20 protein-coding genes are annotated in these 17,596 nt (G+C 67.8%); 7 read left to right on the plus strand and 13 right to left on the minus strand.

Annotated features, from left to right (window positions below):
• Positions 1 to 11 precede the first annotated feature (11 nt).
• Complete coding sequence (locus NJQ44_RS03175) at positions 12 to 590, plus strand: riboflavin synthase (protein WP_254273236.1); 579 nt, start codon at positions 12 to 14, stop codon at positions 588 to 590.
• On the opposite strand, the gene NJQ44_RS03180 is transcribed toward NJQ44_RS03175, so the two are convergent.
• On the minus strand, positions 587 to 1,618 hold the full coding sequence (locus tag NJQ44_RS03180; RefSeq protein ID WP_254273237.1) for a PrsW family intramembrane metalloprotease: 1,032 nt from the start codon (positions 1,616 to 1,618) through the stop codon (positions 587 to 589). The two genes, NJQ44_RS03175 and NJQ44_RS03180, sit on opposite strands and share 4 nt — an antisense overlap.
• Before the next feature lie 120 nt (positions 1,619 to 1,738).
• On the opposite strand from NJQ44_RS03180, the gene pdxT reads away from it, so the two are divergent.
• The 3 genes from pdxT to NJQ44_RS03195 all read left to right on the plus strand — a co-directional run bounded on the left by pdxT (position 1,739) and on the right by NJQ44_RS03195 (position 3,573).
• Positions 1,739 to 2,332, plus strand: a complete 594-nt coding sequence (pdxT, locus tag NJQ44_RS03185) for a pyridoxal 5'-phosphate synthase glutaminase subunit PdxT (RefSeq protein ID WP_254273238.1) — start codon at positions 1,739 to 1,741, stop codon at positions 2,330 to 2,332.
• 42 nt (positions 2,333 to 2,374) lie between these two features.
• Positions 2,375 to 2,668: a phosphoribosyl-ATP diphosphatase gene (gene hisE, locus NJQ44_RS03190; RefSeq protein ID WP_254273239.1), complete on the plus strand. Its 294-nt coding sequence runs from the start codon at positions 2,375 to 2,377 to the stop codon at positions 2,666 to 2,668.
• 188 nt (positions 2,669 to 2,856) lie between these two features.
• Complete coding sequence (locus NJQ44_RS03195; protein WP_348533094.1) at positions 2,857 to 3,573, plus strand: hypothetical protein; 717 nt, start codon at positions 2,857 to 2,859, stop codon at positions 3,571 to 3,573.
• Between the two features lie 2 nt (positions 3,574 to 3,575).
• On the opposite strand, the gene NJQ44_RS03200 is transcribed toward NJQ44_RS03195, so the two are convergent.
• Positions 3,576 to 3,893 carry an ASCH domain-containing protein gene (locus NJQ44_RS03200; RefSeq protein ID WP_254273241.1) on the minus strand — a complete coding sequence of 106 codons (318 nt, stop codon included), beginning with the start codon at positions 3,891 to 3,893 and terminating at the stop codon, positions 3,576 to 3,578.
• 129 nt (positions 3,894 to 4,022) lie between these two features.
• On the opposite strand from NJQ44_RS03200, the gene NJQ44_RS03205 reads away from it, so the two are divergent.
• Positions 4,023 to 5,021: an NOG1 family protein gene (locus tag NJQ44_RS03205; RefSeq protein ID WP_254273242.1), complete on the plus strand. Its 999-nt coding sequence runs from the start codon at positions 4,023 to 4,025 to the stop codon at positions 5,019 to 5,021.
• Between the two features lie 7 nt (positions 5,022 to 5,028).
• On the opposite strand, the gene NJQ44_RS03210 is transcribed toward NJQ44_RS03205, so the two are convergent.
• The 3 genes from NJQ44_RS03210 to NJQ44_RS03220 all read right to left on the minus strand — a co-directional run bounded on the left by NJQ44_RS03210 (position 5,029) and on the right by NJQ44_RS03220 (position 8,139).
• Positions 5,029 to 6,009, minus strand: coding sequence for a calcium/sodium antiporter (locus NJQ44_RS03210; protein ID WP_254273243.1), 981 nt, complete (start codon positions 6,007 to 6,009; stop codon positions 5,029 to 5,031).
• A gap of 74 nt (positions 6,010 to 6,083) precedes the next feature.
• Positions 6,084 to 6,797: an SIMPL domain-containing protein gene (locus tag NJQ44_RS03215; RefSeq protein WP_254273244.1), complete on the minus strand. Its 714-nt coding sequence runs from the start codon at positions 6,795 to 6,797 to the stop codon at positions 6,084 to 6,086.
• Positions 6,798 to 6,858: 61 nt separating this feature from the next.
• On the minus strand, positions 6,859 to 8,139 hold the full coding sequence (locus tag NJQ44_RS03220; protein WP_254273245.1) for a TIGR00341 family protein: 1,281 nt from the start codon (positions 8,137 to 8,139) through the stop codon (positions 6,859 to 6,861).
• A 91-nt stretch (positions 8,140 to 8,230) separates the two neighbouring features.
• On the opposite strand from NJQ44_RS03220, the gene engB reads away from it, so the two are divergent.
• Positions 8,231 to 8,848: a GTP-binding protein EngB gene (gene engB / locus NJQ44_RS03225; protein ID WP_254273246.1), complete on the plus strand. Its 618-nt coding sequence runs from the start codon at positions 8,231 to 8,233 to the stop codon at positions 8,846 to 8,848.
• A gap of 113 nt (positions 8,849 to 8,961) precedes the next feature.
• Here the strand turns inward: engB and NJQ44_RS03230 are convergent, their stop codons facing one another.
• From NJQ44_RS03230 to NJQ44_RS03255, 6 genes are all read right to left on the minus strand, one after another.
• Complete coding sequence (locus NJQ44_RS03230) at positions 8,962 to 10,323, minus strand: sensor histidine kinase (RefSeq protein WP_254273247.1); 1,362 nt, start codon at positions 10,321 to 10,323, stop codon at positions 8,962 to 8,964.
• A 115-nt stretch (positions 10,324 to 10,438) separates the two neighbouring features.
• The gene (gene yciH / locus NJQ44_RS03235) at positions 10,439 to 10,732 is read right to left on the minus strand and encodes a stress response translation initiation inhibitor YciH (RefSeq protein WP_004516073.1); all 294 of its coding nucleotides are present in this window, start codon (positions 10,730 to 10,732) and stop codon (positions 10,439 to 10,441) included.
• A 54-nt stretch (positions 10,733 to 10,786) separates the two neighbouring features.
• Positions 10,787 to 13,009, minus strand: coding sequence for a transglutaminase TgpA family protein (locus NJQ44_RS03240; RefSeq protein WP_254273248.1), 2,223 nt, complete (start codon positions 13,007 to 13,009; stop codon positions 10,787 to 10,789).
• Positions 13,006 to 13,980, minus strand: a complete 975-nt coding sequence (locus NJQ44_RS03245; RefSeq protein ID WP_254273249.1) for a DUF58 domain-containing protein — start codon at positions 13,978 to 13,980, stop codon at positions 13,006 to 13,008. The genes NJQ44_RS03240 and NJQ44_RS03245 overlap by 4 nt, the downstream gene beginning before the upstream one ends.
• Positions 13,977 to 14,936, minus strand: a complete 960-nt coding sequence (locus NJQ44_RS03250; protein ID WP_254273250.1) for an AAA family ATPase — start codon at positions 14,934 to 14,936, stop codon at positions 13,977 to 13,979. The genes NJQ44_RS03245 and NJQ44_RS03250 overlap by 4 nt, the downstream gene beginning before the upstream one ends.
• Positions 14,937 to 15,114: 178 nt before the next feature.
• Complete coding sequence (locus NJQ44_RS03255; protein ID WP_254273251.1) at positions 15,115 to 15,426, minus strand: DUF7573 domain-containing protein; 312 nt, start codon at positions 15,424 to 15,426, stop codon at positions 15,115 to 15,117.
• Positions 15,427 to 15,516: 90 nt separating this feature from the next.
• Here NJQ44_RS03255 and NJQ44_RS03260 point away from each other — a divergent pair, with 90 nt between their 5' ends.
• Positions 15,517 to 15,738 (plus strand): DUF8024 family protein, encoded by a 222-nt coding sequence (locus tag NJQ44_RS03260; protein ID WP_254273252.1) that lies wholly within the window; start codon positions 15,517 to 15,519, stop codon positions 15,736 to 15,738.
• Here the strand turns inward: NJQ44_RS03260 and NJQ44_RS03265 are convergent.
• Positions 15,692 to 16,669 carry a 5,10-methylenetetrahydromethanopterin reductase gene (locus tag NJQ44_RS03265; protein WP_254273253.1) on the minus strand — a complete coding sequence of 326 codons (978 nt, stop codon included), beginning with the start codon at positions 16,667 to 16,669 and terminating at the stop codon, positions 15,692 to 15,694. The two genes, NJQ44_RS03260 and NJQ44_RS03265, sit on opposite strands and share 47 nt — an antisense overlap.
• Positions 16,656 to 17,429, minus strand: coding sequence for a coenzyme F420-0:L-glutamate ligase (locus NJQ44_RS03270; protein ID WP_254273254.1), 774 nt, complete (start codon positions 17,427 to 17,429; stop codon positions 16,656 to 16,658). Before NJQ44_RS03270 ends, NJQ44_RS03265 begins: the two co-directional genes overlap by 14 nt.
• Positions 17,430 to 17,596 lie beyond the last annotated feature (167 nt).

The following is a 17,596-nucleotide window of genomic DNA, read 5'->3' on the forward strand; positions in this document are numbered from 1 at the left end:
TACGGGCGGGTATGTTCACTGGCATCGTCGAGGCCACCGGCGAGGTACAGGCAGTCGTAGACGACGAGGGCGGCCGACGGGTCCGCGTCGGCGCGCCGTTCGAGGGCCTCGCGCACGGTCAGTCCATCAGCGTCAGTGGGGCCTGCCTCACCGTCGAGGACTTCGCCGACGGGGAGTGGTTCGAGGTGTTCCTCGCCCGCGAGACGCTCGCCCGGACCTACTTCGACGACCTCTCGGAGGGCGACGGGGTGAACCTCGAACGCGCGATGCCCGCCGACGGGCGCTTCGACGGCCACATCGTGCAGGGCCACGTCGACGCCACCGCCGAAGTCGTGGGCATCGAGCGAGAGGGTGAGGACTGGACGTTCACGTTCTCGCTTCCGGACGCCCAGCGCGACTACCTCGTGGAGAAGGGCTCTATCACCGTCGACGGCATCAGCCTGACCGTCGCGGCGCGCGACGAGGACGGGTTCGACGTGGCGATTATCCCGACGACGTACGAGGAGACGACGCTCTCTGCGAAGTCCGTCGGCGACCCCGTCCATCTGGAAGTCGACGTGGTCGCGAAGTACGTCGAACAGCTCTGTTAGGGGTCGAACTCGGTCTGTTGGCTCTCGTAGGTCGGCTCCGGGGTGGCGTGTGCGTCCTTGTACGCCTTCCGGTAGGCGTCGAGTTTCCGCAGTAACAACAGGCCGAATATCGCGTCGTAGACGAGGACGAACCCGAAGAACGCGACGAGTTGGCTCACGCCGTAGAGGTTCGAGACGAGGAACGTCACCGGTCCGGCGAGCGTGTTGTACGTGGCGTGGATGACCGTCGCGATGAGCAGGCCCTTCAGGACGATTGGCCCGGCGTCGTCCGGGTTGAACTTCGCCAGTCCGAGGTAGTACCCCGCGAACGCCGAGTAGATGACGTGGCCGGGTCCGGCCAGCGCCCGCACCGCCGCGATGTCGCTCCCGGCGTCGATGGCGGCGAGCGTCCCGGTAACGACTTCGGTGTTCTGGACGATGTACAGCGCGTTCTCGATGGTGGCGAAGCCGAGTCCCGCCGCCGCGCCGTACACCGCGCCGTCGATGACCGCGTCGAACCGGTCGTCGCGGAAGGCGTAGAGGCGCACGGCCAGCAGTTTCACGCTCTCCTCGACGGGGCCGACGACGAGGAAGAAGAAGAACACCATCCCCGCCGGTTCGAACAGGCCGAACCCGGAGCCGATGGCCTGCACGGGGCCGCCGAGCGCGACGTTCAGCAGGCCCGCGAACCCGGCGAACAGGACGCCGAGCAGGAACGTCCCGACGAGGAGGGTCAGTGGCTCCGTCGTGGTCACGTCGGCGTACCAGATGTACGCCGCGAGCAGGAGGGCGGGAACGGCAGAGAGCGCCGCGAGACCGGCAAAGAGCGGCTGGACGCCGAGCGCGCCGAGGCTCCCGAACGCTATCTGCAGCACGAGGATGCCGACGGCGACCAGTACGACCAACACGCGGAGCGTCGACAGGCCCGCGTAGTAGAGCCAGTGCGCGAAGCGGTCCAACCGGGACCGGACCTCCCAGTTCGCGATTTCGTAGAGGTCCGTCGACCGGTCCGCGTTCGAGGCGACCGGGTCACGCCGTCGCTTTCCCATAGCTCACTCGTGGGGTGGGCGCAACCTAACGGTTTGGCTCCCGACAGCCGTCGCGCCGCCGTCGCCGCAATTCTCCGTGAAGACGAGAAGGTTTTGACAGTTGCCGACCTACCGCGGGGTATGACGCTACGGGCAGGTGTCCTCGCCGTGCAGGGTGACGTCTCCGAACACGCCGAGGCTATCGAACGGGCCGCAGCGGCCCACGGCGAGACGGCCGATGTCGTCGAGATACGCAAGTCCGGACTCCTCCCCGACTGTGACGTGCTGTTGATGCCCGGGGGCGAGTCGACGACCATCTCCCGACTCATCCACCGCGAGGGCATCGCGAGCGAAATCGAGGCCCACGTCGCGGCCGAGAAGCCCGTCTTGGCGACGTGTGCGGGTCTCATCGTCGCCGCCAGTGACGCCCACGACGACCGGGTGGAGACGCTGAACCTCGTCGACGTGACCGTCGAACGCAACGCCTTCGGCCGACAGAAGGACAGCTTCGAGGCCCCCCTCGATATCGACGGCCTCGCCTCGCCGTTCCCGGCGGTGTTCATCCGCGCGCCGCTCATCGACTACGTCGCCGACGACGTGGACGTGCTGGCCTCGTGGGACGACCGCGCCGTCGCGGTGCGGGACGGCCCCGTCGTCGGCACCTCCTTTCACCCGGAACTCACCGACGACCCGCGCATCCACGACCTGGCTTTCTTCGAGAACGTCGAGTCGTAACGCTTCGACGGCCTGAAGGCGGCCGCCGACGACTGGCGGCGTATGGACGACGCCGACGACGTCATCGACGACCTGTTCGCGGTCATCGAGTCCCGAAAGGAGGAACTGCCGGAGGACTCCTACACCACGTCGCTGTTTACCCACGAGAAAGGCGAGAACGCCGTCTTGGAGAAACTCGGCGAGGAGACGACGGAACTGATTCTGGCGGCGAAAGACGACGACCACGAGGAACTGGCCCACGAGGCCGCCGACATCGTCTATCACCTGCTCGTTCTGCTGGCGATGAAGGACATGGACGTCGAGGACTTGCGGGCGGAGTTGGCCGAGCGACGGTAGCGAGGGACCGAGCGACCCGTGAGCAGCGAGACGCCGAGCCACGCGGGTGGTCTCGACACGACGCGGGGAACGGAGTGAGTCACTGAGCAGGAGGCACTGTTCTCGGCGACCGCGGCGGTACAATTAAGTTGACACTACGTGCCCACACAGGCATGAGTGGGAACACGATACGGGGGACGATAGCTGGGATGGCGCGCCGGGCGAACCCGGCCTTTGCGGGCGGCGTCGTCGGCGTCTCGATTCTCGCCCTCGTCTACGCCACTACGGTCGCGTCGGTACAGCACCACACCTACGTCCACGTCATGGCGGGCCTGCTGTGGACGGGGACGGACATCTTCATCGGCGCCGTCCTCGGACCGGTCATCGGCGGCCTCGGGGAGGAGGAGAGCGCCGCCGTCTTCGAGCGACTGACGCCCAAGACGGCCTTCTTCCTCCCGTCGATGGCGTTCCTGACCATCGCTGGCGGCCTGACGCTCGCGCTCCGTCTCGGCATCTTCCCGCACTCGGGGTCGTGGCTGGCGCTGTTCACCGCGGCGAACGTCGTCCCAATCCTGCTGTTGCTGGGGTGGCGGCTGAACGCGTGGTCCGATTGGCGCTGGCGGGCCGCGTTCGCCGTCGGCACCGTCGGGTCGCTGGCGTGGGTGGCGACGACCATCGGCCAGTTCCAGATGACCTCGCCCGCCATCGCCGTCGCTCTCGTTCTCGTCACCGTCCTCTCGGTGCAGGGCTTTGGCTTCCTGATGCCCGGCGAAATCCGCATCTACCGGCAGATGACTTCCGCCGCGCCCGACGCGAGCGTTATCTCGGCCATCGGCCAGCAGAACGCCATGCTCGGCGGCGTGCAGGGACTCGTCCAACTCCTGCTCATCCTCGACATGGTGTACCTGCGCTACGGCGGGTTCTGAGACTACTTCTCGACCGGGGCGAACCTGTGTCGGACGACCTCGCTGTCGTCGTCCCACTCGAACTCGTCGTGGACGCGTTTCAGTCGCTCCCGGTAGGCCGCTAAGTCCTCCGACCCCTCGCGCTGGGCGTCCTCGTCGGTCATATCGCCGAGCGTCCGTTCGGTCACGTCGGTCACCTCGAACGTCTGGCCGTCGATATCGAACGTGTCGCCCTCGTCGGCGTAGCGGTGGCCGCGGTGCATCTGGGTGACCCGGCCCGCGGCGGCCATCTGCTGGACGTGCTCGTTGGGCAGAATCTCGCTGGCGTCGATGTGTGCCATACCGAGACTGGGGGACGGAGGCGGAAAAACGTGGCTCGCAACTGGTTGGGGGCGACCGCCACGCACACGTCTCACACGCCTGTCACCGATTGGACGCGCTTTTACGCCCCGGCCGTCTACACCGCCGCAATGAGCCATCCTTTCGAGAATCTACCCACGACGCCGACATCTGAGGAGGTACTGGACAAGGCGTTCTCGCGGGCGAAGCGCGCGGGCGGTGCGAAAGAGGGCGTCGAAGCGCAGCAGTCGATGCTGATGACGGCCTCGAACATCGTCTCTGACAACCTCCAGAACGTCGCCCAGTCGTGGCCGACCATCGACGACTTGGACCCCTTCTACGTCGAACTGGCCGACGCCGTCCTCGGCGAGGCCTACCCCGCCGAGAAAGACGACGGTATCGACGCGCTGAAACAGCACCTTTCGGCGGTTTCGTGGGCGGGCCGGAAGACCAAGGAGATTCGCCAGGAGTACGAGAGCCGCCTCGTCCGGGGCGACAAGGACACGGCGCGGAAACTCCGCAAGCAGGCGTTCGCCCGCATCGCGGACATCGTCGAAGAGATTTCGGACGACCTCGCGGCCGTCTCGACGGCGCGGGACGCCCTGAAGGTGCTCCCGGACATCCGACCGGACGAACCCGCCATCGTCGTCGCGGGGTACCCGAACGTCGGGAAGTCCTCGTTCGTCAACCGCGTCACCCGCGCCGACAACGAAATCGCCTCGTACCCCTTTACCACGACCCAGATTCGCGTCGGCCACTTCGAGGACCAGCGCATCCGCTACCAACTCGTAGACACGCCGGGACTGCTCGACCGACCGCCGGAGGACCGCAACGAAATCGAATCGCAGGCGGTCAGCGCCTTGGAACACCTCGCGGACGCCGTCCTCGTGCTGGTCGACCCGAGCGAGGAGTGTGGCTACCCGCTCTCCCAGCAACTGGATCTCCGGGACGACATCGAGTCGCGCTTCGACGCGCCGGTGCTGACCATCGCCAACAAGAGCGACCGCTCGACCGACGTCGTGGCCGACCACTACATGAGCGTCACCGAAGACGACAACGTCGACGCCGTGTTGCAGGCGGCCATCGACGCCGTCGGCTACGAAATCGAACTCCCGTTCGACGACGAGTAAGCGCGGGTCAGCCGAGTATCCCCGCGAGGCCGAGCGCCCACCGGACCATCTCGGAGGCGGCGAACAGCGCCCCTTCGAGTCGGGAGAGTACCCGTCCGGTCCACAGCGCCGCGACCACGACGACGGAGAGCGCGCCAAGCCACAGCAGCGTCGTCGTCACCGTCCCGCTCGCCGCCAAGGGGCGGACGACGGCCGCGATGCCGACGATACCCGTGATGTTGTAGATGTTACTGCCGACGACGTTCCCGACAGAGACGCCGAGGCTGCCGCGCCGAATCGCCACCAGCGAGACGGCGAACTCCGGGGTCGAGGTTCCGGCCGCGACGATGGTCCCCCCGATGACCCACTCGGAGATGCCCGCGCCGCGGGCCAGTGCCGACGCCGCGAGGACCATGTAGTCGCCGCTGACGAGGACGAGTGCCAGCCCCGCGACCAACAGCAGTGCGTCCCGGCCGCGGAAGGCGACCCGGTCGGTGACCGCTCGCGTCACCGCTTCGTCGGACGCCGACGGCGTTTCCCCGCCTGCCGACTGTCCGCTCCGGAGCAGGTACGCGGTGTAGGCGACGAACAATCCGGCCAGCAGCGCGCCTTCGAGTCGGGTCACCGTCCCGTCGAACAGGACGATGCTACCGAGGAGGGTGCTGACGAGTAGTGCGAGGCCATCACGACGGACCAGTGACTCGGCAATCGGGAGCGCCCGAATCAGCGAGACGGTGCCGAGGATGAACGCGAGGTTGTAGATGTTCGACCCGAGGACGTTCGCCACGGCGATGTCGCCCAATCCCTTGAGCGCGGCGTCGACGGAGACGGCCAGTTCCGGGGTCGACGTTCCGGCGGCGACGATGGTCAGTCCGATGGTGAGGTCCGACAAGCCGAACCGGCGGGCGAGTCGGACGACGGCGTCCACGAGGAGTCGCGCTCCGACCCACAACCCGAGGACCGACAGGACGATGACGCCGACTTGGACGAGCGGACCACCTGCGACCATGCTGTGGGTGCTACCGGTGGCGGAAAAATGAAACTTCGTCCCCAAAGGGTTGGGGAGCGGCCGTAGTCCGTCGCCTATCCGAGTTCGTAGGTCACCGACACCGTCGCGTCGACGGTCACGGGTCCGGGCGAGATGGTCGTGCTCCCGCCAGCGTCGGCGGCCATCGCCGCTTCCGTGCGGACGACGTAGCGCCCGCTGTCGCTGGTCTGGATGGTCAACACGCCGTCGACGGACCGGCCCTCGGCGCTGGCGACCGCTTCGGCGTCACTGCGGGCGCGGTCCATCGCCGTCGTCAAGGCCTCCTCGCGGGCGGCCTGCCGGGTCTCTTCGCTCAGTTCGTAGCGGATACCCTCGACGCGGTCCGCACCGGCGTCGACGGCGGCGTCGATGAGATTCCCGACCGAGTCCACGTCGCCGGTTTCGGCCTCGACGGTGTGGACGGCGACGTAGCCGACCTGTTCACGCCCCATCTCGGTGCGCTCGTACTCGGGGTAGATGCTGAACCGCGAGGAGGTGACGTTCGCGCCCGCATCATCGAGGGCCTCCTGGACGGCGTCGGCGTCGCCGCTCAGGTTGTTCCGCGCTTCGGCGGCCGTCTCGCCGCGGCCGACGGCGGCGACGGTGACCGTCGCTCGGTCCGGTGCGCGTTCGACCGTCGCGTCGGCGCTGACGCTGACGGTGGCGTTCTCCGTCGACTGGACACCGCCGCTGTCTGCGAGTGCGAACCCGACGCCACCGGCCAGCAGGATGGCCAGTGCGCCCGCGACTGCGAGTGGTTTGGATACCATACCACTACGGACGCGACGCTCCGTATTTATGTCGTCGAACGTTCAAAACCGGATTTGAGCGTCAGTCCGTGCGCTGGACGACGACGTAGTGGACCTCGGTCGACACGTCCCGACCCGCGGCCTCGTCGGCCACCGCGTCGAGTTCGCCGACCAGATTCGGTTGGTCTGCGTCGGGTGGGATGCCGACGGTGACGACGACGCGGCGCGGTTGCTGGAAGATGACGGTGTTGGTCTGTTCGACCGTCACGTCGAGGACGCGCACCGGCGGGTCGACGCTCTCCTCGATGCTCGCCTGTATCTCGGATTCGGTCGTCGCCCGCTGGTACGAGTCGAGGGTGACGCCGCCGAGGAAGGCCGAGAGGACGAGGATAGCGGCCACGAGGACGCCGATGCGTTTTATCGTCGCCGCGCGGGCGCTGTCCTCTCGGAACCAGTGTTCGGGCCGATAGCCCTGGTACCACAGGCCGACGAGGACGGCGAGGTTGATGGAGAGGACGTTCACTAGCAGGAGGACGCCCGACCCGAGGCTGACCAGCGGTTCGCCCCACGCGATACCGATACCGACCGTCGCGGCGGGCGGGATGAGCGCCACGGCAATCATCACGCCGACCAGCGCCGTCGAGACGCCGGACGTGAGGCTGATGACGCCCGCCGCACCCGCCCCCAACGCGACGACCAACGAGAGGAAGTCCGGCGCGATGCGTTCGCGTATCTGCCCGACCGACGTGACGTCGGCGATAGGCGGGATGACGTTGGCCGTCCGGACGACCAGTGCGAACACCGTCCCGCTGGCGATGGCCAACACGAGGCCGAACGCCTGCAGTTTGACCCCGCGTCTGAACAGTTCTTGGTCGTCGACCACCGTGCCGACGTTGGCGGTCATCGCCGGGCCGATGAGCGGCGCGATGACCATCGACCCGACGACGACGGCCGGTGAGTCCAGTAGGAGACCGGCCGTGGCGATGACCGCGCTGATGACGGTCATGATGGCGTAGGTGGGCAGCGACGGCGCGAGTTCGTTGGCCTTCGAAGTCAGTTCCTCGCGGGCGATACGGTCCTCGTCTTCCTCCTCTGCGTAGCGCTCTTCGAGTTCGTCGAACTGCCGAGAGATGACGGTGTTGGCGTCGACGACGACGGTGTAGGTGTCGTCGTTGATACCGACCTCGCGGAGCGCTTCGAGGACGGGTTCCAGCGCGTTCGTCGGTAGCGGAAACTCGACGATGATGGCGATGTCCCGGCCGCTGTCTTCGGCGCTGACGACGTAGTCGATGCCCTCGTCGTCCAACACGCTGAGTGCGGCCTCGCGCTTGCCCGTCGGGACCGAGAGGTGGACTAGACGCACGGCTATCGGTGAGTGGGCGGCGGACAAAAAGGCGGGTGATGCGGCGGACGCGAACTGACGCGCTTTTCCCCGTCGGCACTGTATCGGGGGTATGTTCGACGAACGCCCGAACCGGGACGCCGAGGTAGTTCTCGTCGGCCGGTCCAACGTCGGGAAGTCGACGCTGATGCGCGAACTCACCGGCCACACGTTCGACACCGGTCAACGGCCCGGCGTCACCCGCAGTCCCAACCACTACGACTGGGCCGGTCCCGACTTCGTCCTGACGGACCTCCCTGGCTTCGGATTCATGAAAGGGGTTCCCGACGAGGTTCGCGAGCAGATAAAGACCGACGTTGTCCGCTACGTCGAGGCCAACGCCGACAAGATTCTCGTCGGCATCCTCGTCGTCGACGGGAAGTCCGTCATCGACATCATCGACCGCCACAGCGGTCCCGACGAGATTCCCCACGACGTTGAGATGTTCCACTTCCTGCGGGAGGTGGGTATCGAACCCGTCGTCGCCGTCAACAAGATGGACAAGGTCGACGACGAGGACGAACGGCTGAACGACCTGTGTGACCGTCTGGGCCTGTATCCGCCGTGGCAACAGTGGCAGGAGACGGTCGCCCCCATCTCGGCGAAACGCGGCAACATCGACGCCCTGACCGAAGCGGTCCGCCACCACCTGCACGAAGCGGAGCGCGACGACCTGTTCCAGTTCTTCTGAACCGACCTCGTTCCCGCTCGGATGGCCTGCGGCCATCACGGCAACAACGTCGATGACAAAGGCCGTGCCTCACTCCGTTCGGCACGGCACGACAGAGTGGCCGCACCGCCTGCTCACACCCACATCTCGACGTTCTCGATGTCGAACCGAACCGACCTCTCGGCGGTGTCGGTGAGCGACAGCGACCAGCCGTGGTCTTCCGCGACGGTTCGGGCGATGTAGAGACCGAATCCGGTGTTGCCGTCGACGGTCGTGTACCCGGCGTCGAAGACGCGTTCCGGCGGGTCGGCGTCGATTGCTCGCCCGTCGTTCTCGACGAAGAAGCCGGTCGGCGTCGTGCCGACGGTGATGGTGACCGCCTGCCCGCCGTGTGCGATGGCGTTCTGAAACAGGAACTGGAGGAGGAGACTCACGGCCTCCTGGTCGGCCATGAGTCGCGAGTCACAGGCGATTTCGAGCGTCGCCGCCTCGTCGGCCAACGTGTCCCAGACCTCGCGACTCAGGCGCGAGAGCCACACCGGCTTCTGTTCGCCAGCGTCGTGTTCTCTGGTGGATAGTTGGACGACGGTGTCGACGAGCGAGGAGATGCGAGCGAGCGAGTCGTCGATGGGGGCGATTTGGGAATCGCCGTCGTCGAGCAGTTCGAGACGACCGTGAGCGATTTGGAGTTCGTTGCGGAACTCGTGGGCGGCCACGAGAGCGACTTTCACCATCCGCTCGTGCTGGCGGCGCAACTCGTGTTCGCGGTTCTTTCGGGCGGTGATGTCCCGCGTCAGGCCGACCAGTCCACGAATATCGCCGTCGGCGTCGTACCACGGAACCTTCCGCGTCCGGACGTACGAAGCGTCGAGGTCCAGAAACTCCTCGACGTCGATGCGCTCCGTCTCCCTGCGGATGACGTCCATCTCGTCCTGATAGGCGGCCTCGGCGTGCTCGGTCGCCAACTCCGACACCTCGGGGTCCGTGCGGCCGATTCGGTCGGTCGGTTCGTTGAACCCCCGCCCCATCAGGACGTGCCTCGCGCGCTCGTCTTTCGCGTAGAGGTGGTCTGGCATCTCGTTGAACAACGAGAGCAACAGCGTCTCCATCGGCGACGGCTCTCGGCCCGCGACGGCGGGCGTCTCGCATCGGAGACTGTCGTGAACAGCCTCGGCGACGGCGGTCGATCCGACCGCCGCGTCGACGGCCCGCACGTCACCGTCGGTCCGGACCGTCGCAGTATCGGTCCCGACGATGACCACCGGGAGGTCCGGAAACAGCGTCGTGACGCCGTGGGCGATGTCCGCGCCGGGTCGCCCGTCGACGTTCGCCGGAAGCACCAAACAGTGATAGACGCCGTTCGTCAGTTCGTCGAACACGTCGTTCGCGTCCGCCAATCGCGTGACCGACGCGCCGTCGACAGCCAGTCCCGTTTCGAGTTCACCCGCCGAGTCGCCGCTGACCACGAGTATCGAGTCCCCCTCACCCTTGCCCATGTATATACCATACTAATATTTGGGTACGTTACTGTTTCGGCCGGTTTGTGGGTCTGTTCGCCACTGTCGGCACTCACGGGGACACTCTCGATAGAACCGTCCGACGGGGAGGTGTTTAGGCGACGTTGAAGCCCTTATCGCGGAGGAAGTCCTCGACGCGACCGGTGTGGTTGCCCTGGAGTTCGATTTGCCCGTCTTCGACGGTCCCGCCGCAAGCGAACTTGGATTTCAAGTCCGAGGACAGTGAGTCCATGTCGACGTCTTTCGGGTCGAACCCCTCGATAATCGTTACCTCCTTCCCGTAACGGCGCTCGTCGATGCGGATGTTAATCTCCTGGGATTCTTTGGCCACGTCCTCGCAGACGCAAAGCTCCTCAGGCAGCCCACACGTCGAGCAGACTTCCGACATTACATCGGGCCGTACGAAACCTTCGTATTAAACACTGTCGGGCGAAAGCGGGGCTTACCGGTCCGAGACGACGGTGTTGGCGATGTCTACCGCTTCGTCGGCCGCCGCCTCGGTCACGTCCCCGCCGTAGCGGAGTCGCTCTCGCAGTGCCGCGACCCGGCGGACCGACTCGTCGGCGTCGACCGCGTCGAGATACGCCCGCACCGTCTCGCCGCTCTCGCGGGGCCGATGCTCTTTCGAGAGGACGTACATCACGCGCTGGAACGCCCGTTCGACGTCCGTCTCCGGATCCTCGCGGCGCTGATACCGGAGCCATACCTCCCGGGAGAGGCGCTGTGTCACGCCCGTCCGCCGCAGTCCGGCGGCCGTCCCGAGCACCGCGACGAGCCCCAGCGCCGCCTCCTCGCGTGAGGGGAGGTCCGGGAGTTGCAGCCCGGTGTTCGCGCCCCCGGTCGGTCCGGAGGGACGGTCCCGCGAGAACGGCGTCGGCGTCGTCCCGTTGGTCGTCGCGGGCGTCTCGGTCTGGTTGGTGTCGGTGCCGTTCGTCTCGGTCAGCGGCGGCGGCGTCGGCGTCTCCGTCTCGGTGAACGAACTGTTCGCGCCCGTCTCGCTGGTGTCGACGAAGGCGTTCGGTTCGGCGCGCGCTTCCTCGACGCGGGCCTGTTCGGCGGCCTCGCGGGGACCGCTCGGCGTCGGGTCGAACTGTATCCAGCCGTGGCCCGGGAAGTACGCCTCGACCCACGCGTGGGAGTTCAGACCGCGGACGACCCAGCGGTTCTCCCCGACCCGTTCGCCCGGGGTGTAGCCGACGACGAAGCGGGCGGGGATGCCCTGCGTGCGAAGCATCACGACCATGGTCGTGGCGAAGTAGACGCAGTAGCCGCGGTTCATGGCGTGGAGGAACCGGTCGGCGACGTTGCGGTCGGGTCGGTCCACGTCGAGCGAGTACTCGCGGTTGTTCTGGAGCCACTGCTCGACGACCAGCGCCGTCTCGTAGGGGTTCTCGGCGTTCGCGGTCAGCGTCGCCGTCGTCTCGCCGACCCGGTCGGGCGTGCTGTCAGGCAGCGACAGGTATCGCTCGCTGACACGGTCGGGGTAGTCGGTCCCGGCCTCCCGCAACTGTCGCGGCGTCGCCACCACCACCTCGCTGGTGACCTGATAGCTGTCGCCGGTGGCGAGGCCCGTTACCGGTTGGAACCCCCCGTGAGAGGTCAGTTCGACGGCGGCGTCTCCGCTGTACCGCACCGGCCGCCACGCCGACGGGACGGTCGCGATGTCCGATTCGGCCTCGAAGGACTGCCGGAGCGTCCGACTGTCGCCGGGCGGGCCTTGGAGTCGGTTGCCGTCGTAAGGGTTGGCGTTGCCCGTTCGGACCCAGCCGTCGCCGGTGTAGCGGTCGTAGGCGGCGACTCGCCAGTACCGGGCATCGTCGCTCTCGACGGTGTAGCGAACCGTCGGCGTCAGCGAGATGTCGCCCTGCACGGTCAGCGCCTCGTCCGCTTCGATGAGGCTCCCCTCCATCGTCGTGCCCCCCTCGTCGGCGAACGAGAGGGATGTCCCCGCCACCGCTGGCAGGCGCGACAGTATCGCTGGCACGACGATGATGGCCGCCAACTGCTCTAACACCGCGCGACGGCCGGAGTCGATGCCCTCGCTCGCCTCGCGCTGACGAGACGACTCGCCGGGGATGTCCCGCGTCGTCGACGCCGCGCTTCCCACCGTATCCAGCGTTCCGAAGCCGATGGCGGCGAACGCGCCGACGACGCCGAGCAGGGTCGTCACCACCGTCGCGTCCGTCGTCAGGACGAAGAAGCCGAGCGCCGTCCCGGCGGCCAGCGCCGCCGTGACGTACCACCGCCGGAGCGCGAAGTACGTGGTGAGGAACACCGGCGCGGGCGCGAAGGAGATGACCCACAGACGGACGTTGGCGATTTGGAGGAGTCGCCGCCCCGTGAGGAGCGCGGCCGTGTCCCGAAGCAACGCGCTGAAGGCGGGGTCCGTCGAGAGGTTCGTGATGTACCAGACGAGACCGGCCCCGAACAGGAGTGCCCCGACGGCGAGCGCCAGCACCGGGTGCAGGACGCGGGCCAGCACCGCCGCGGCGACCAGCGCACCGGCGGCCACCGCGAGGAACAGCGTCGGGTCGCCGACCACGTCGATGAGGTGGTACATCGTCCGGAGCGGCGCGCCGAGCGCCAGCGCCACCGCCAGCAGGGCCAGCAGTCGCGTCCCGCGCCACGGGACCGGTCCGCGAAGCCGCGAGGCGACGCCGCTCACGTTACCGCCTCCCCGGTGAGCGGGTTGTCCCGACTCACGGTCACGTCCTCGAAGTCCCGGCGGCGGCCTTCGACGGTGACGGTGACGCCCGCTTCGTCGGCCCGTACCAGCACGTCGGCGTCTCCGGCCCGTCCCGTCTCGCCCGCCGGAGTGAGCGCGAGCGTCTCGAGCAGGCGGGTGCGGTGGGTGTCACCGTAGCCGGGCTCGACGGCCCCGCCGGGGGTGACCAGTTCGACCCCGAGACCGCTCTCCAAGGCCCCCATCGCTATCGTCGCGGCGGCCGCCGCCATCTCGTCGTCGTGGCCCTCGTCGGCCTCCGCGACGACGACGAGTCCGCGGTCGCTGCTCCGGTCGGCGAACTCCTTGACCAGCAGGTCGTCCCGCTTGGCGCTGGACTTCCAGTGGACGTCCCGCAGGGAGTCGCCGGGGACGTACTCGCGCAGGCGGTCGAACGCCTGTCGGTCCTCGGCGTCGGGAACGAGCGTCCGGACGAACGCATCCGGGCCGCCGAGTCGGTACACCGAGGGGTAGACGAGCACGTCGTCGGTCACGTCGAGCGTCGTGGTCGCGACGACGAGTCCCAGCGCGTCGGTCAGTCGCACGTCGACGGGGCCGAGTCGGTGCTCGCCGCGTCGCTCGTAGGTCACCTCGTAGCGCATCGTCACCGGGAGGGAGTGGCGGGCGCTCGCCTCGCCGCCGAGGCCGTCGCCGAGGGTGTCGGTCAGACGGGCGATACCGCTCCCGTCGACGTCGAGTTCGACGGTCCGGCGCTCGCCGGGGAACCCCCGTCGGGGAACGGTGCGTTCGACGGTCGGCGTCCCGGCGACGTACACCTGCCCGACCGCCGCGAGGAACGCGATGACGAGGGGGCCGATGACCGCGCCGAGCGCTTGCTGTCCGAAGCGGGCGGCGACTGCCGTGGCGACGGCGACGACCAGTAGGACGCCGACGCCGCGACGGGTGGGCCTCATTCGACGTCGACTGCGTTCAGGGCCGCCGCGACGAGGTCGGTGGCGGTCTGCTCGCTGCTGTCGGTCCGAATCCGGTGTGGGAGCACCACCGGGGCCTCCCGTTGTACGTCGTCGGGGACGACGTAGTCACGCCCCTCCAACGCCGCGCGGGCCTGCGCGGCGCGCAGTAGAGAGATACTCCCACGGGGACTGACCCCCAGTTGTGCGTTCTCGCGGGTGTAGCGAGCGAGGCGGGTCGCGTACGCCCGAATCGGTTCCTCGACCGTAATCTCGGCGACGGTGTCTCGGGCCGCGCGAAGTTCCTCCAGTGACGCCACGGGCGTCAGTTCCTCGATGGGGTGATGGCCGACAACGTCGGCGAGCATCGCCGTCTCCTCGTCTTCGTCGGGATACCCCAGGTGCAGTTTCATCATGAACCGGTCGAGTTCGGCCATCGGCAGGTCGTAGGCCTTGTTCTGCTCGACGGTGTTCTGCGTCGCGATGACGGTGAACGGTTGCGGGACGGCGTGGGTCGTCCCGTCGACGGACACCTGCCCCTCCTCCATCGCCTCCAAGAGCGCCGACTGGGTCTTCGGGGGCGCGCGATTTATCTCGTCGCCCAGCACGACGTTGCCGAAGATGGGGCCGCGGCGGAACTCGAAGTCCTGGGTCTTCTGGTTGTAGACGTTGACGCCGGTCACGTCCGTCGGCAGGAGGTCCGGCGTGAACTGCACGCGCTTGAACTCGCCGTCGAACGAGGCGGCGACGGCCCGGGCCAGCATCGTCTTGCCGACGCCCGGCACGTCTTCTAAGAGGATGTGACCCCGACCGAGCATCGCGGTGACGATGTGTTCGACTTCAGTGTGATGGCCGACGATGACCGTCTCGACGTTCTCGATTACCTGCGTCGCCACGCGCGTCGCGTCGCGCAGTGCACTGTCCGACTGTTGGCCGCGTGTTGTGTCCGTATCTGTCATGAGTAGCGGGGCCGCACGACGAACGCCCGAGCACGGGTCGATGTTCCCAGTCCCATCCTTCTCCCGCGGTCTCCCTGCGCCGTGGCGTTCGTCCACACCGTTCGCGGTTCCAGTTACGCCTTGTTCGGGACGAAAACACGTAACTCTGCTGGGTGCACACTTTCCACACACGACCGAGCTACGCTTGGTCCCACTCCTTGCAGTCCGGGCAGACGAGGTCGCCGTCCTGTCGCCACCGCCGCTCGACCGCTGTCCCGCACGCGCCGCAGGCCGCCCCGTCGGGCGACCACGCGTACGTGGTCGTCGCCGGTACGATACCGTCGGTCGTTTCGGTGTCGCCTGTCGGTTTCTCGTCAGTCGATGTCTCGTCGGCGGGTTGCTCGCCGGTCGCCGCTCCGGTTGCCGATTCAGCACCGTCGGCACGTCCCTCGCGCTCCGGGTCGTCGCCCTCCTCGCCGAGGAACCGGTCGAGAGAAGCGTCTTCGTCCATGAGACTCTGTCCGGACGGGAGCGCCAAATACCTGTGTGACGCCGTGCCGCGAGCGGAAGCGCAAAGTGGGGGCACCGCTAACCCCAGCGTATGCAAGGGTTACTCACGGAACTCGTTCAGAGCATCATCGACATGCCGGGCCGGTTCGTAGACGTCGCGCTGGCGGACCCGCTGTCGGCGGTTCTCATCCTCTTCGGCGCGCTGTTCGTCGGAGTCGCCTCGGCGGTGTTCGGCTACCTCTCGCTGGGCGCGTTCTTCTCGCTGTTCATTCGGCCGGGAAGCGGTCGGTCGCCGCCCCAAGAAGCCCAATAGCCTCGGCGACATCCGGGCCGAGCGGCGACGCGAACACAACGCTGTCTGCGTATTCTCGCAGTTGTTCGACGCGCTCGGCCACGTCTTCCGGCGTCCCAGCGATACAGAAGGCCTCCAGCATCGGCGCAGTCACGAGGTCGAACGCCCTCTCGAACTCCCCGGCGGAGATGGCGTCGCCGATGTCACTCGCCGCGTCGCGGTCGATGCCGTGGCGGTCTAACACCGGCGGCGGCGACCCCGCGGTGACGAACGCAACCGGCGGGCGGGCGGCGGTCCGTGCTTCGTCGGCGTCCTCGGCGACGGAGACGCTGGCGTAGGCCGCGAGGTCGAACTTGCCCTCGGCCACTCTGTCGTCGGCCATGTCATCGACCTGTTCCCGTGCCCACGCGAGGTCCTTCGGGTGCGCGCCGTTGTACAGCGCGCCGTCGGCGTGCTTCGCCGCCATCCGCGTCATGTGCGGTCCCTGCGCGCCGACGTAGACGGGAATCTCACCGGCGTCGTAGTTCAGGCCCGCGTCGTCCGCCCGGAAGGTCCCGTCGTGGTCGACGCGCTCGCCGTCCCAGAGTCGCTGGGCGACTTTGAACGTCTCCAGCACGCGACGAAGGGCGTTCTCGTGGTCGAACCCGAGGTTGCGGATGGTCGACTTATCGCCGGGGCCGACGCCGAAGAGGGCGCGGCCGTCGCTCATCTCCGAGAGGGTCGCCACCCGCGAGGCCAGCGTCACCGGATGGGTCTCGTAGGGGTTGGCGATGCCGGGCCCGAGTAACACGTCGTCGGTCCGTTCCGCCATGGACGCGAGCGCCATGAACTGGTCGCGGTTGTTGTAGTGGTGACTGGCGAAGACGGCGTCGAATCCGTTGGCTTCGGCTTCGACGGCGAAGTCGGCTAGCTGTGCGACGGGGTGCTCGGGGGTGAGTTCAATCGCGTACATGTGACCACTCGCTGAGTGCGTCTCTGACCACGTCGGTTTCCGGGTCTCGGTACAGGTCGTCGCTCCCGGCGTGGTCGCCGAACTCGAAGCCGCGGACGACGGCCACCGGCGTCCCGCCGTCGCCCTCGCCGGTCACGAGGTTCGCGGCGGCGGCGAGTTCGTCCACGACGGCTTGGACCGTCGCGCCGAGTTCTCGACCCTCGCGGTCGCGTTCGCCGCGCCAGTCCCGGGCGGCCGGGACACCGGCCCACCCGAGTGCGACGCCGCGCTGGCCGAGTCTGAACGGGCGGCCCGACGTGTCGGTGACGACGACGGCCACGTCCGCGCCGGTCCGTTCGCGGATGCCGGTGCGAATCCGTTCGGCGCAGTCGGCGGGGTCCTCGGGGAGCAAAAGGAGGTCAGCGTCGGGCACGTTCGAGCGGTCGATGCCCGCGTTGACCGTGATGTGGCCGAAGCGGGTGACCGCGAGGATGAACGGCGCTTCGACCAGAATCTCCTCGCTCTCCTCGACGACGGCCTGGGCGAACCGCGGGTCCTTCTCCTCGTCCGTGACCGCGCCGATGGTGTCGGCGATGCGCCGGGCCTGCTCGCCGGGCGCGTAGTCGTCGAGGTTCGCCTGCCGACCCGCGGCCTTCGAGACGATGGTGCTCGCCACGCAGACCACGTCGCCGTCCCGCAGGTCCGCCCGCTCCGCGACGAGTTCGGCCACGTCGTCACCGGGGCGGACCTCCGGCAACCCCTCGACTGCGAACACTTCCATACCCTCTCTGCGGGTTCCGCCGGAAAAAGGACGCCGTTAGTAGCAAGCGCGTCCGACGGTGGCAATCGATGCCGGTAGCGGACCGCGCGGTCCGGTCGGGGTCCGTGGCGGTTTTGCGCGCCGACCCCCGAACGCCGGTATGGACGCCCGTCTCGCGGCGTTCCTCC

Source organism: Haloarcula marina (assembly GCF_024218775.1).
Classification (GTDB): Archaea; Halobacteriota; Halobacteria; order Halobacteriales; family Haloarculaceae; genus Haloarcula; species Haloarcula marina.